The 13485-nt window shown below is 70.7% G+C and carries 14 protein-coding genes; 4 read left to right on the top strand and 10 right to left on the bottom strand.

Annotated elements, in window-relative coordinates; genetic code table 11:
• Positions 1-36: 36 nt before the first annotated feature.
• Genes modA through ASC98_RS09165 form a run of 4 tightly spaced genes read left to right on the top strand, consistent with a single transcriptional unit; the run spans position 37 to position 2930 of the window.
• Complete coding sequence (gene modA, locus ASC98_RS09180; RefSeq protein ID WP_056816368.1) at positions 37-786, top strand: molybdate ABC transporter substrate-binding protein; 750 nt, start codon at positions 37-39, stop codon at positions 784-786.
• Positions 783-1460, top strand: coding sequence for a molybdate ABC transporter permease subunit (gene modB, locus ASC98_RS09175; protein ID WP_056816365.1), 678 nt, complete (start codon positions 783-785; stop codon positions 1458-1460). Before modA ends, modB begins: the two co-directional genes overlap by 4 nt.
• Complete coding sequence (locus ASC98_RS09170) at positions 1457-2122, top strand: ATP-binding cassette domain-containing protein (protein ID WP_056816363.1); 666 nt, start codon at positions 1457-1459, stop codon at positions 2120-2122. The genes modB and ASC98_RS09170 overlap by 4 nt, the downstream gene beginning before the upstream one ends.
• Positions 2115-2930, top strand: coding sequence for a TOBE domain-containing protein (locus tag ASC98_RS09165; RefSeq protein WP_056816753.1), 816 nt, complete (start codon positions 2115-2117; stop codon positions 2928-2930). Before ASC98_RS09170 ends, ASC98_RS09165 begins: the two co-directional genes overlap by 8 nt.
• Positions 2931-2977: 47 nt before the next feature.
• Here the strand turns inward: ASC98_RS09165 and lspA are convergent, their stop codons facing one another.
• From lspA to ASC98_RS09115, 10 genes are all read right to left on the bottom strand, one after another.
• The gene (lspA, locus tag ASC98_RS09160; protein ID WP_056816360.1) at positions 2978-3469 is read right to left on the bottom strand and encodes a signal peptidase II; all 492 of its coding nucleotides are present in this window, start codon (positions 3467-3469) and stop codon (positions 2978-2980) included.
• 2 nt (positions 3470-3471) lie between these two features.
• Positions 3472-3774, bottom strand: coding sequence for a type II toxin-antitoxin system RelE/ParE family toxin (locus ASC98_RS09155; RefSeq protein ID WP_056816357.1), 303 nt, complete (start codon positions 3772-3774; stop codon positions 3472-3474).
• Entirely contained in the window at positions 3774-4004 is a 231-nt protein-coding gene (locus ASC98_RS09150) for an addiction module protein (RefSeq protein ID WP_056816355.1), read from the bottom strand. The genes ASC98_RS09155 and ASC98_RS09150 overlap by 1 nt, the downstream gene beginning before the upstream one ends.
• A 20-nt stretch (positions 4005-4024) precedes the next feature.
• A complete protein-coding gene (gene ileS, locus ASC98_RS09145) occupies positions 4025-6883 on the bottom strand; it encodes an isoleucine--tRNA ligase (protein ID WP_056816351.1) in 2859 nt (952 codons plus the stop codon).
• Positions 6884-6981: 98 nt separating this feature from the next.
• A complete protein-coding gene (locus tag ASC98_RS09140; protein ID WP_056816348.1) occupies positions 6982-7977 on the bottom strand; it encodes a bifunctional riboflavin kinase/FAD synthetase in 996 nt (331 codons plus the stop codon).
• A gap of 56 nt (positions 7978-8033) precedes the next feature.
• Positions 8034-8738 carry a pseudouridine synthase gene (locus tag ASC98_RS09135; RefSeq protein ID WP_056819893.1) on the bottom strand — a complete coding sequence of 235 codons (705 nt, stop codon included), beginning with the start codon at positions 8736-8738 and terminating at the stop codon, positions 8034-8036.
• A 15-nt stretch (positions 8739-8753) separates the two neighbouring features.
• Positions 8754-10079 (bottom strand): twin-arginine translocation pathway signal, encoded by a 1326-nt coding sequence (locus ASC98_RS09130; RefSeq protein WP_056816342.1) that lies wholly within the window; start codon positions 10077-10079, stop codon positions 8754-8756.
• Complete coding sequence (locus ASC98_RS09125; protein WP_056816339.1) at positions 10076-11056, bottom strand: P1 family peptidase; 981 nt, start codon at positions 11054-11056, stop codon at positions 10076-10078. Before ASC98_RS09125 ends, ASC98_RS09130 begins: the two co-directional genes overlap by 4 nt.
• A 91-nt stretch (positions 11057-11147) precedes the next feature.
• Positions 11148-12290 (bottom strand): acyl-CoA dehydrogenase family protein, encoded by a 1143-nt coding sequence (locus ASC98_RS09120; RefSeq protein ID WP_056816337.1) that lies wholly within the window; start codon positions 12288-12290, stop codon positions 11148-11150.
• 9 nt (positions 12291-12299) lie between these two features.
• A complete protein-coding gene (locus ASC98_RS09115; protein ID WP_056816334.1) occupies positions 12300-13478 on the bottom strand; it encodes an acyl-CoA dehydrogenase family protein in 1179 nt (392 codons plus the stop codon).
• Positions 13479-13485 lie beyond the last annotated feature (7 nt).

Raw genomic sequence — 13485 nt, 5'->3', positions numbered from 1 at the left:
GTACATTTCGGGGTCCGCCACGCTCCAGCAACCCTCATGCGCCTCGCTGTCCGCCTGCTGCTCGCGGCCGTCTCGGTCCTCGCCACCACCGCCCATGCCGCCGACCTGACGGTCTCCGCAGCCGCCAGCCTGACCAACGCCTTCAAGGAACTGGCGCCCGCCTTCGAGGCGCGGAACCCGGGGACGAAGCTGCTGCTGAACTTCGCCGCCTCCGACGCGCTGCTGGCGCAGATCGCCAGGGGCGCGCCGGTCGACGTGTTCGCATCGGCCGACCAGGAGACGATGGACCGCGCGCAGGCGCAGCAGCTGATTGCCGCCGGCTCGCGCCGCAACTTCGCGAACAACGCGCTGGTGCTGATCGCGCCGGCCGACAGCAGGCTGGTGCTCGCCACGCTGTCCGACCTGAAGCAGCCCGGCGTCAGGCGCATCGCGCTCGGCCAGCCGAGCGGCGTGCCGGCCGGCCGCTACGCGAAGGGCGCGCTGGAAGCCGCCCGCCTGTGGGGCGATGTCGAACCGAAGGCCGTCTACGCGCAGAACGTGCGCCAGGCGCTCGACTACGTGGCACGCGGCGAGGCCGAGGCCGGGTTCGTCTACGGCACCGACGCCGCGCTGCTGAAGGACAAGGTCAAGGTGGCGTTCGCCGTGCCCACCGATACCCCCATCCGCTACCCGGTCGCCCTGATCGCCGGCAGCCCGAGCCCGGCGGAGGCCCGTGCCTTCGTCGACCACCTGCTGTCGCCGGCCGGCCAGGCGGTGCTGGCGCGCCACGGTTTCCATACACCGTGAACGCCGCGGAGTCGGCGTGGATCCCGCTCGCGCTGTCGCTGAAGGTGGCGGGCTGGGCCACGCTGATCGACCTGGTGCTCGGCGTCGGCCTGGGCCTGCTGCTGGCGCGCGGGCGCTTCCCGGGGCGCGAGCTGCTCGATGCGATCCTGACGCTGCCGATGGTGCTGCCGCCGACCGTGCTCGGCTACTACCTGCTGGTGCTGATCGGCAAGCGCGGCTGGCTCGGCGCGTGGTTGTACGAGCAACTCGGCATCCAGCTGATCTTCACCTGGCAAGGCGCGGTGATCGCCGCCAGCGTCGTCGCGCTGCCGCTGGTGCTGAAGGCGGCGCGCGCGGCCTTCGAGGGCGTCGATCCGCAGCTGGAGAACGCCGGGCGCGTGCTCGGCCTGTCGGACGCGGCGGTGTTTTTCCGCGTGACGCTGCCGCTCGCGTGGCGCGGCATCCTGGCGGGGCTGTTGCTGTCGTTCGCGCGCTCGCTCGGCGAGTTCGGCGCGACGCTGATGGTGGCCGGCAGCATCCCCGGGCGCACGCAGACGCTGTCGGTCGCGGTCTACGAGGCGGTGCAGGCCGGGCAGGACGGCGTGGCCAACGTGCTGGTGCTGATCACCTCGCTGACCTGCATCGCCGTGCTGCTGCTGGCCGGGCGGCTGTTGCGCGGGAGCGGCGTGCGATGAGCTTCGACGTCGACATCCGGAAGACGGTGGAGAGCCCGCAGCGGCGCTTCGAACTGCAGGTTCGCTTCACCGCGCAGGCGCGCCGCACGGTGATCTACGGCCCGTCGGGTGCCGGCAAGACGCTGACGCTGCGGGCGCTCGCCGGGCTGCTGCGGCCCGATGCCGGCCGCATCGCGTTCAACGGCGAGACGCTGTTCGACGGCGGCGCGCGCGTCGCGGTGCCGGCGCGGCAGCGCCGCTTCGGCTACCTGTTCCAGGACTACGCGCTGTTCCCGCAGCTGAACGTGCGGCAGAACATCGCGTTCGGCCTGCAGCGCGGCTGGCGCAATCCGCCACGCGATGCCGGTGGCGAGGCGGTCGAGCGCTGGCTGGGCGCGTTGGAGCTGGGGCCGGTCGCGTCGCAGCGGCCGCACCAGCTCTCGGGCGGCCAGCGCCAGCGCACCGCGCTCGCGCGTGCGCTGGTGGCCTCGCCGCGTGCGCTGCTGCTCGACGAGCCGTTCTCCGCGCTCGACCCGGGCTTGCGCGAGCGCACGCGCGACGAACTGGACCGGCTGCTGGCGCAGATCGACATCCCGCTGGTGATGATCACCCACGACCCGGACGACCTGCGGCGCTTCGGCGAACAGGTGCTGCAACTGCGCGATGGTGCCGTCGATGGCTGACGCACCGAACGACACCCTCACGCTCGGTGCCGAGCTGACGTTGAACCTCGGCGGGCAGAGCCTGGCCGGCACGCGGCGCATCGCGCTGCTGGTCGAGATTGCGCGGCTGGGCTCGATCACGCAAGCCGCGAAGACGGCGGGCTTCAGCTACAAGGGCGCGTGGGACGCCGTCGACCAGATGAGCAACCTGGCCGGCGAGCCGCTGCTGGAGCGCAGCGCCGGCGGCCCCGGCGGCGGCCGCACGCGGCTCACGCCGCGCGGCGAGCAGCTGCTGCGCAATGTCGTGCTGATCCAGCAGGAGCATGCGCGCTTCGTCGAACGCTTGAACCGGCAGGCCGGCGGCCTGGCCGGCGACTACTCACTGATGGAAGGGCTGGCGATGAGAACGAGCGCACGCAACCAGTTCGCCGGCACCGTGGTCGCATTGCGCAGTGGCGCCGTCAACGACGAGATCGAGCTGGAGGGCATCGGCGGGCTGCGCATCGTCGCGAGCATCACGCACGAGAGCACGCTCGAACTCGGGCTCGCGGTCGGCGCCAAGGCCTTCGCGCTGGTCAAGGCGTCGTCGATCATCCTGATGGCCGGGATGCGCGGCGTGCGCCTGTCGGCGCGCAACCAGCTGAAGGGCGTGGTGTCGCGGGTCACGCCGGGGGCGGTGAACTGCGAGGTGGTGATGGCGCTGGCCGGCGGCGGGGCGGTGGCGGCCATCATCACGAACGACAGCGCGGCGGCGCTGGCGCTGGAGGTCGGCAGTTCGGCCACCGCGGTCTTCAAGGCGTCCAGCGTGATCGTCGGCGTGTCGGCCTAGCCGGTCGACCGGGACGGATCGGATGGCATCCGATCGGGACGCAGCGGCTACTTGCCCTTGCGCACCCGCCGCAGCTCGTCGACGATCAACAGGATCGCGCCGAGCGTGATCGCGCTGTCGGCGAGGTTGAACGACGGGAAGTACTTGTCGGCCCAGTGCACCTGGATGAAGTCGACGACGTAGCCGTGCAGCAGCCGGTCGATCACGTTGCCGAGCGCGCCGCCGAGGATCAGCGCGAGCGCCCATGCGAACATCTTCTGGCCGCCGTGGCTGCGCAGCATCCAGACGATGAACCCGGCGGCCACCGCACCGAGCGCGACGAAGAACCAGCGCTGCCAGCCCGACGCACCGGCCAGGAACGAGAACGCCGCGCCGGTGTTGTGCACCCGGACCACGTTGAAGAACGGCGTGACGTGCACGCTGTCGCCGTACGCGAAGTTGGCGAGGATCAGCGACTTGGTCAGCTGGTCCAGCACGATGACGACGAGGGCGATGCCGAGCCAGGGGAGGAGGGAGGCGGAGGGGTTCTTGAAGGTCATGGTCAGTGGGAGCGAAGGCGGCTCAGGGCAACTTCGGGATCGCGAGCCGTGTGAACGAGCAGCACGACCACGATGGTGTCCTGGTCGACGGAAAAGAGGATTCGGTAGGGATACCGCGGTACCAAGGCTCGTCTGAAGGACGGGGCTGTCTCGGCGTACGACTGCGGGCGCTGCCGAATGGATTGCAGAACGTCGTCCACAGACTGCTCGAACGCTTCGCCCAAACCCTTGCGCTGGCGTTCGTACCACCGACGTGCTTCTCGAATGTCGGCGAGGGCCTTCGATGTCAGGATCAGCCGGCGCATCAGTCTTCGCGCATCAGCCGTCTGGCTTCTTCCCACGAGATTCCGGAAGCCGGATCGGCTCTGTACTGCGCCATGCGCTCCTCGAGGATCGCGACAACGGCTGCCGATTCCGGTTCGGGTGCTGCATCTGCCGCAATGCTGTCCCACAACTCCTCGACCAGCTCCAGTCGTTCGTCGACGGAGAGCTTGAAGAGGTCGGGATATTCCACTCGGGGATTGCTGTGGTTCATCGACGGCTCCTTGGCAAATTTCAGGCGACTGTACGCGTCTCGCCGGCCCCGTACAGGTTGCTTGTGCACCTGCCGCAGATCGTCGGATGCTGCGCATCGCTGCCGACGTCGTCGCGGTAGTGCCAGCAGCGCTCGCACTTGGTCGCGGCCGACGGCGTCACGGCAACAGCAAGCTCCGCGCCCGCCGCAACCCGCGCCTGCGACGTGATCGTCACGAAGCGCAGGTCGTCGCCGAGCGACGCGAGCAGCGCAAGGTCGTCGGCGGCCGCGGTGATCAGCAGCTCGGCCTGCAGCGACGAGCCGACCTGGCCCGCGCTGCGCAGCGCTTCGATCTCCTTGTTGGCCACGTCGCGGATCTCGCGCAGCCGGCTCCACTTCGCCAGCAGCGCGTCGTCGGCCCACGCCGACGTGTCGCTGAAGGTCTCGATGAAGATCGATGCCGACTGCCTCGGCGCGAACACCTTCCACGCCTCCTCGGCGGTGAAGCTCAGGAACGGCGCCATCCAGCGCAGCATCGCGTGCGTCACGTGCCACAGCGCGGTTTGCGCGCTGCGCCGGGCCAGCGACTTCGGCGCGGTGGTGTAGAGCCGGTCCTTCAGCACGTCGAGGTAGAACGCGCCCAGGTCCTCGCTGCAGAACACCTGCAGCTTGGCCACCACCGGGTGGAACTCGTAGACCTCGTAGTGCTTCAGCACCTCGGCCTGGAACTGCGCCGCGCGCGCCAGCGCGTAGCGGTCGATCTCGAGCATCCCGGCCGGCGGCACCAGGTCGGTCGCCGGATCGAAATCGCTGGTGTTGGCCAGCATGAAGCGCAGCGTGTTGCGGATGCGGCGGTACGCATCGACGACGCGCGCGAGGATCTTCTTGTCGATCGCGAGGTCGCCCGAGTAGTCGGTCGCGGCGCACCACAGGCGCAGGATCTCGGCGCCCATCTCCTGCACCGAATCCTGCAGCGAGATGAAGTTGCCCAGGCTCTTGCTCATCTTGCGGCCCTGGCCGTCGACCGTGAAGCCGTGCGTCAGCAGGCCGCGGTACGGCGCATGGCCTTCCATCGCGCTGGCGATCAGCAGCGACGAATGGAACCAGCCGCGGTGCTGGTCGTGGCCTTCGAGGTACAGGTCGGCCTCGGGGCCGCCTTCGCTGCCCGGCCCGCCGGTCGTGCCCGGCTGGCTGCCCACCTTCTCGTTCAGCACGTGATGGAAGGTCGAGCCCGAGTCGAACCACACGTCGAGGATGTCGTTGCTCTTGATGTAGTCACCCGCCTCGGCGCCCAGCACCTCGTCGACCGTCAGCTTCGACCAGGCCTCGACACCGCCTTGCTGCACCACCTCGGCGGCGCGGTCGATCAGCGCCATCGTGTCGGGGTGCAGTTCGCCGGTCGCCTTGTGCAGGAAGAACGGCAGCGGCACGCCCCAGTTGCGCTGGCGGCTGATGCACCAGTCGGGCCGGTTCGCGATCATGTCGTGCAGCCGGGCCCGGCCGTTCTCCGGGTAGAAGCTGGTCTGGGCGATGGCTTCCAGCGCGGTCTGGCGCAGCGTCTGTGGCGCCTTGTCGGTCGTGAACACGCCGTCGCCTTCGTCCATGCGCACGAACCACTGCGCCGCGGCGCGGTAGATCACCGGCGTCTTGTGGCGCCAGCAGTGCGGGTAGCTGTGGGTCAGCTTCGAGGTGGCGAGCAGCCGGCCGGCGTCGCGCAGCGCATCGACCACCAGCGGCGTGGCCTTCCAGATGTGCTGGCCGCCGAACAGCGGCAGCGTCGCCTCGTAGACGCCGTTGCCCTGCACCGGGTTCAGGATGTCGTCGATCGCGAGGCCATGCTCGCGGCAGGAGTTGAAGTCGTCCACGCCGTAGGCCGGCGACGAATGCACGATGCCGGTGCCGTCGTCGGCGGTCGCGTAGTCGGCCAGGTACACCGGGCTGACGCGGTCGTAGCCCGGGTCGACATGCGCCAGCGGGTGGCGGAAGGTGAGGCCGTCGAGGTTCTTGCCGAGCGTGGTGGCCAGCACCGTGCCGGTGAGGCCGTAGCGCTCCAGGCACTTGTCGACCAGCGCCAGCGCCAGCAGCAGGATGCCGCGCTCGGTGTCGACCAGCGCGTACTCCAGCGCCGGGTTCAGGTTCAGCGCCTGGTTGGCGGGGAGGGTCCACGCGGTGGTGGTCCAGATCACCGCGAAGGCGTCCTTGGCCAGCGACGGCAGGCCGAACGCGGCGGCCAGCTTGGCCGGCTCGGCCGCCAGGAAGGCGACGTCGACGGTCTGCGACTGCTTGTCGGCGTATTCGATCTCGAATTCGGCCAGCGACGAATGGCAGTCGAAGCACCAGTAGACCGGCTTCAGCCCGCGGTAGACGAAGCCGCGCTCGATCAGTCGCTTCAGCACGCGGATCTCGTTGGCCTCGTTGCCGAAGTCCATCGTGCGGTACGGGTGGTCCCAGTCGCCGAGCACGCCGACGCGCTTGAAGTCGGCCATCTGCTGCGCGATCTGTTCGCCGGCATAGGCGCGGCTCTTCGCCTGCACGTCGGCGCGTTCGAGGTTGCGGCCGAAGGTTTTCTCGATCTGGTTCTCGATCGGCAGGCCGTGACAGTCCCAGCCCGGCGTGTAGCGCGCGTCGAAGCCGGCCAGCTGGCGCGCCTTGACGATCATGTCCTTCAGGATCTTGTTGGCCGCGTGGCCGACGTGCAGCGTGCCGTTGGCATAGGGCGGGCCATCGTGCAGCACGAAGCGCGGGCGGTTCACGCGGGCGTCGCGCAGCTGCTTGTAGATGCCCTGGTCGGCCCAGTCCTTGATCCAGCCCGGCTCGCGCTTGGGCAGGTCGCCACGCATCGGGAACGGCGTGTCGGGCAGGTTCAGGGTGCTTCGGTAGTCCGTGGTCTTGTCGGTCATGGCTTTGCGCGCCGCGCGGCGCGTCTCGAAGACAGGTGCCGGCGCCGGGCGCCGGGGCTCGCGAAAGAAGTGCGGAGGGCGGGTGGGAGCGGCGAGCGTTAAATTCGGTCGCGGGTGGTCTGGCGGCGTTGCGCGGCGTACGACGCGAGGCAGACGCGGGCGTCCTGCACGTCCTGCGCGATGGCGGCCGTCAGGGCATCCAGCCCGTCGAAACGCGCTTCGTCGCGAAGTTTGTGCAGCAGTTCCACGCGGACGAGTTTACCGTAGGCCCCCTCGGCCCCGAGGCGTGCGGGCCAATCGAGGCAATGCACTTCGAGCAGCACCCGCCCGGCGTCTTCGACCGTCGGGCGCACGCCCAGGCTCGCGACGCCGTCCAGCGGCTGCTCGCCCAGGCCGTGGGTGCGCACCGCGTAGATGCCCATCGCGGCCGACTTGGCGTGGGCGAAGCGCAGGTTCAGCGTGCGAAAACCGAGCTCGCGGCCGAGCTTGCGGCCGTGCACCACGTGGCCGCTGATGCTGTAGCTGCGGCCCAGCAGCGCTTCGACCTGCGCCATGTCGCCGGCGGCCAGCGCCTGGCGCACCGCCGAGCTCGACACCCGCAGCCCGTGCACCTCGTAGCTCTTCATGCGGGCGACGTCGAAGCCCTGGGCCGGGCCGGCGGCGTCGAGCATCGCGTAGTCGCCGCCGCGCCGGGCGCCGAAGCGGAAGTCGTCGCCGACCAGGATGTAGCGGGCGCCGAGGCCGCGCACCAGCATGTCGACGATGAAGGCCTCGGGCGACAGCGACGCGAGCGCCTGGTCGAAGCGCAGCACGACGACCTGGTCGATGCCGCAGCGCTCCAGCTCCGAGAGCTTGTCGCGCAGCGTCGCGATGCGCGCCGGCGCCAGCTCGGGCTTGCCGGCGGCGCGGGCGAAGTAGTCGCGCGGGTGCGGCTCGAAGGTCATCACGCACGACGGCAGCCCGCGGTGCTGGGCCTCGTTGCGCAACAGCGCCAGCATGGCCTGGTGGCCGCGGTGGACGCCGTCGAAGTTGCCGATGGTGAGGGCGCAGGCATCGGCGATGCCGGGATGGTGGAAACCGCTGAAGACGCGCATGGGGTGGGATTATCTGTCGCGGCGCAGCGGGTCGCTCGCCGTGCAACCCCCTTGGATCAGCGCTTGCGCTCCAACGCTTCCCGCTCCGCCGCGCTGACCCAGCGCCACGCGCCGCTCGGCACGCCGGCCAGCGTCAGCTCGCCGAAGCTGCTGCGGTGCAGCGCCTCGACCCGGTTGCCGGCCGCGGCCACCATGCGCTTGACCTGGTGGTACTTGCCTTCGGTCAGCGTGAGCCGCAAGGTGTTGGCCCCGGTCGCTTCGCAGGCCGCGGCGCGGACCGGCGCCGGGTCGTCGTCGAGCACCACGCCGTCCAGCAGCTTCGCCACCTGGTCGGGCGTCACCTCGTGCTTCGCCGTCACCTCGTACACCTTCGGCACATGGTGCTTCGGCGAAGTGAGCCGGTGGATCAGCGTGCCGTCGTCGGTCAGCAGCAGCAGCCCGGTGGTGTCTTCGTCGAGCCGGCCGACCGGCTGCACGCCGCGGTTGCGCAGCGGCGCCGGCAGCAGGTTCAGCACGCTCGGGTGGTGCTTGGGCTTCTGCGAGCACTCGTGGCCGGTCGGCTTGTGCAGCAGCACCAGCGCCTTCTCGTGGAAGCGCCAGTCGCGGCCCTGCACCGTGAAGACCAGGCCGTCGGTGTCGACCTCTTCGGCCGGCTCCTCGATCACCCGCCCGCCGACCAACACCAGCCCGTGCCACACCAGGCCGTCGCATTCGCGGCGCGTGCCGAAGCCTTGGGAAAACAACACCTGCGACAAGCGCATCGAAAAATCTTTCGTTCAGGAATGGAGTTCGAGCAGCACGACGTGCCCGTCGGCGCACGGCCAGGCGCGGCCGACGATGCGCTCGCCGTTGAATTCTGCGGCCACCGCGCGGCCGGCCGTGTCGGTCACCTTGACGGCGGCCAGCGACAGGCCCGCGACGCCCGGCGGCAGCCCGGCGGGCGGGTGGCCGTCGAGCAGGATGCGGTCGCGCGGCACGCCGAAGTAGCCGCGCGGCCGGCTCAGCTGCACCAGCGCGAGCGCGTCGCGGTCGGCCGCCGGGTCGGCGTCCGCATCGGCATCGACGTCCGCCAGCCGCATCGCGCGCAGGTGCACCAGCGATGACGAGCGCGCGAACGGCGAGCGGTAGAGGTGCGTCGTGCCGTGCCCGGGCGCGCTGATGACGAACTCGAGCGGCGTGCGGCTGTCGGTGGCCAGCGGGCCCCACGCGCCGTCGCTGCCGACGGCGTGGCGGTACAGCGGCGCGCCGACGCGTTCGCCGGTGGCCGGATCGGTCGCATGCACCTCGACCGTGGCGCCGGCCAGCGGCAGGTTGTCGTGCACCGCGGCCTGCGGGTGCAGGCCCGAGACGGTGCCGCTCAACTCGATGGTGCCGTCGGCAGGCGTCGGCTGCAGCGTCGCCGGCGCGCGGCCGGTCAGGAAGCGCCACATCGCGTCGAACGCGACCGGGCCGAACGAAGTCTCGCGGTGGTCGATGCCGGCGATCACGACGTTGTGCGCGCCGCGCAGCGCCGGGCCGTCGGCATCGACGCCGGTCGGCCGGCCGGGCGCGCCGATCCACAGGCCATCGGGCTGCGCGTACTTGTCGTTGCCGTCGGAGCGCACGGTCATCCAGCGCGGGCCGGGCGTCGTCTCGTCGCCATCGCCGTGGCCTGCGTTCAGCCTCTGCAGGAACGGCCCGGCGCCGTTGAACTCGTTGCCCGGCCGGAAGCCCGCATCGGCCCACACCCCGTGGTTCGGCGTGCCGCCGAGGATCGCGTGCGACACCTGCGCCGCGCCGTCGTTCGCAACGAAGTTGCGCACCGCGAAGCCGCCGCGCGAATTGGCGATCAGCACCACCTGCGCGACGCCATGCCGGCGGCAGGCCTGCTCGACGGCGTCGGCCACGCAGCGGCGCGCGTCGTCGCTGGAACTGCGGCCGGGCTGCGCGATGCCGTCGTCGTCGCGCGCGAGCGGGCAGGGCATGTCGATCGCGTGCAGGCGCTCGCGAGGCCAGCCGTTGCTCTCGAAGCGCCAGACGGTGGTGAGCCACAGCGCGGCGGTGTCGCCGTTGCCGTGCACGAAGACGATCGGCGGAAAGGTATCGGCCACGGGAGCGCTCATCCGGGTCGGGCGAGGTCGCGCGCCGCCGGATACGGTCCCCAGGCGGCCGCTGCCTCGATGGCGCGGACGACGGCGCGGGCCATCGCCTCGGCCGCCATGGTGCCGAGCAGCGTCGGGTGGGCGACCAGCCCGCTGGCGCCGGTGGCGAGCGCGAACACCGTGTCGCCGTCGCTCTGCGTGTGCACCGGGCTGATGCTGCGCGCCAGCCCGTCGTGCGCGGTCTGCGCGATCTTGTTGGCCTGAGCCTTGGTCAGCACGGCATCGGTGCCGACGACGCCGATCGTGGTTGCCGCGCCCGGCTGCAAGGGGTGCGGCAACTCGCCGCGCAGCAAGGCCTGCGTGCTGTCGAGCAGGCCGCTGCCGTCGGCGCGGCGCGCACCCGCCAGCACGCGGCTGCTGGTGGGGTCGATCACGTCGCCCATCGCATTGACGGCCACCCACGCGCCGACGGTGACGCCGGCCACCGTGACGAAGGCGCTGCCGAAGCCGCCCTTCATCGCACGCTCGAGCCCGAACAGCTTGCCGACCAGCGCGCCGGCGCCGGCGCCGACATTGCCTTCGGCACAGGGCGCGTCGCTCGCGGCCTCGCAGGCGGCATAGCCGGCGGCCGCGTCGGGGCGGATGCGGCCGTCGCCGACCGACAGGTCGAACAGGATGGCTGCCGGCACGATCGGCACGCGGTGCGGGCCGACCGGGTAGCCGATGCCGCGCTCGTCGAGCCAGCGCATCACGCCGCCGGCCGCATCGAGCCCGAACGCGCTGCCGCCGGCCAGCATCACCGCATGGACCTGCTCGACGGCGTTCAGCGGCGACAGCAGGTCGGTCTCGCGCGTGCCCGGCGCGGCGCCGCGCACGTCGACGCCGCCGACCGCGCCCGCGGGCGCGAGCACGACGGTGCAGCCGGTCGGCCGGCGGCTGTCGGTGAAGTGGCCGACGCGCAGACCGGGAACGGCGCTCAGGCCTGAGGGAGAGTGCATCGCTGGGGTGGGAACGGGGGACCCGGCGATTATGGCGGGCACCGCTCCCGCGGCACGAAGGCGCGACGCGCCTTCGGCCGTGGTCCGAGTCCTACGCGAACACGCCTGCGGTGTCCTGCATGCGGTCAGAAACTTCGCCCAACTGGTGCAGCGTGTCGCCAAAGCTCAGCTCCATCACCGTCAGCCGCTTGAAGTAGTGCCCGGCGATGTACTCGTCGGTCACGCCGATGCCGCCGTGCAGCTGGATGCACTGCTGGCCGACGAAGCGCATCGAGACGCCCAGCTGGTACTTGGCCTGCGCCAGCGCGCGGCGGCGCGCGGCGGCTGGCTCGTTCATCTTCAGCGTCGCGAAGTAGCTCATCGAACGTGCGAGTTCGAGCTGCATCTTCACGTCGGCGATGCGGTGGCGCAGCGCCTGGAAGCTCGCGATCGCGACGCCGAACTGCTTGCGGGTGTTCATGTACTCGACCGTCACCGCGACCAGCTGGTCCATCGCCCCGACCGCTTCGGCGCACAGCGCCGCGATGCCGATGTCGATCGCGAGTTCCAGCGCGGCATGCCCGCCACCCGCCGGCACCAGCAGCGTGGCCGGTGCACCGGCCAGCGTCAGCTCGGCGGCGCGCGCGCCATCGGCGCTGCCGTAGCCGCGCGTCTTCACGCCGGTGGCGCGGCGCTCGACGAGGAACAGCGCGATGCCGGCCGGGTCGTCGACCGCGCCCGACACCCGCGCCGGCACGATGAACGCATCGGCCTGGTCACCGGCCGGCACGACGCTCTTCGCGCCGCTCAGCGTCCAGCCCTCGCCGGCTGCCTTGGCCGTGGTCTCCACATGCGCGAGCCGGTAGCGCGCCCCGCGCTCCTGGTGCGCCAGCACGACCAGCGCATCGCCGCCGGCGATCTTCTCGAGCCAGCCGGCGATGGCCGGCTGCGGCGTGCAGGCGGACAGCACGCCGCCGGCGATCAGCGCGCCTTGCGCATAGGGTTCCAGCACCAGGCCGCGGCCCAGCTCTTCCATCACCACCATCGCGTCGGTCGGCCCGAAGCCCATGCCACCGTGCGCCTCGGGCACGAACAGCCCGGTCAGCCCGAGGTCGGCCAGCTCGCGCCAGGCCTCGCGCGAGAAACCGCCGGCCTGCACGATGCGCTTGCGGCGCTCGGCGTCGTAGCCCTTGGCGACCCACTTGCGCACCGAGTCGCGCAGCATCTCTTGATCGTCGGAGAAGTCGAAGTCCATGTCGTTTCCTCAGCCCAGCACCGTCTGCGCGACGATGTTGCGTTGCACTTCGTTGCTGCCGCCGTAGATGGTCGTCTTGCGCACGTTGAAGTAGGTCGCCGCCAGCGGCGCGCAATACGCCGCGCCGACGTGGTCGCCCTGCCAGCCGGCTTCCATCGCGTCATGGATGAAGGGCACGCTGTACGGCCCGGCGGCCAGCATCAGCAGCTCGGTCAGGCGCTGCTGGATCTCGCTGCCGCGGATCTTCAGCAGGCCGGCCACGTCGAGCGACTGCTTGCCGGACTTCTCGCCGCTGAGCACCCGCAGCACCATCATCTCCAACGCGACGATGTCGACCTCCAGCTTCGCGATCTCGTCGCGGAAGCGCACGTCGCCGTACACCTTCTCCGCCTTCGCGATGCGCTTGAGCCGCTCCAGCTCGCGCTTCGAGCGGTTCACGTCGGCGATGTTGGTGCGCTCATGGGCCAGCAGGTACTTGGCGTAGGTCCAGCCCTTGTTCTCCTCGCCGACCAGGTTGTCCGCCGGCACCTCGACGTCGTCGAACCAGACCTCGTTGACCTCGTGCTCGCCGTCCATCGTGATGATCGGGCGCACCGTGATGCCGGGGCTCTTCATGTCGATCAACAGGAAGCTGATGCCGGTCTGCGGCTTGCCTTCGGTGCTGGTGCGCACCAGGCAGAAGATCCAGTCGCCGTACTGGCCGAGCGTGGTCCAGGTCTTCTGGCCGTTGACGACGTAGTAGTCGCCACGCCGCTCGGCGCGGCATTTCAGCGACGCCAGGTCGGAGCCCGAGCCGGGTTCGCTGTAGCCCTGGCTCCACCACACGTCGCCGCTCATGATGCCGGGCAGGTGGCGCTTCTGCTGCTCGGGCGAGCCGAAGGCCATGATCACCGGCGCCACCATCACCGGCCCGAACGGCACGACGCGTGGCGCACCGGCCAGCGCGCATTCTTCTTCGAACAGGTGGCGCTGGACCGCGTTCCAGCCCGGGCCGCCGAACTGCTTCGGCCAGGCCCAGCCGTGCCAGCCCTGCTTGCCGAGGATCTTCGCCCAGCGCTGCAGATCGTCCTTCGACAGCCGCAGCGCGTTGTGCACCTTGTGGCTGATGTCCTTCGGCAGGTGCTCGGCCACCCAGCTGCGAATCTGCTGTCGGAAGGCCTGCTCTTCGGGCGTGAAGTTCAAATCCATCGTCGTG

This window comes from Rhizobacter sp. Root1238, assembly GCF_001425825.1.
Classification (GTDB): Bacteria; Pseudomonadota; Gammaproteobacteria; order Burkholderiales; family Burkholderiaceae_C; genus Rhizobacter.
This window is presented reverse-complemented; position numbering and strand designations above follow the sequence as displayed.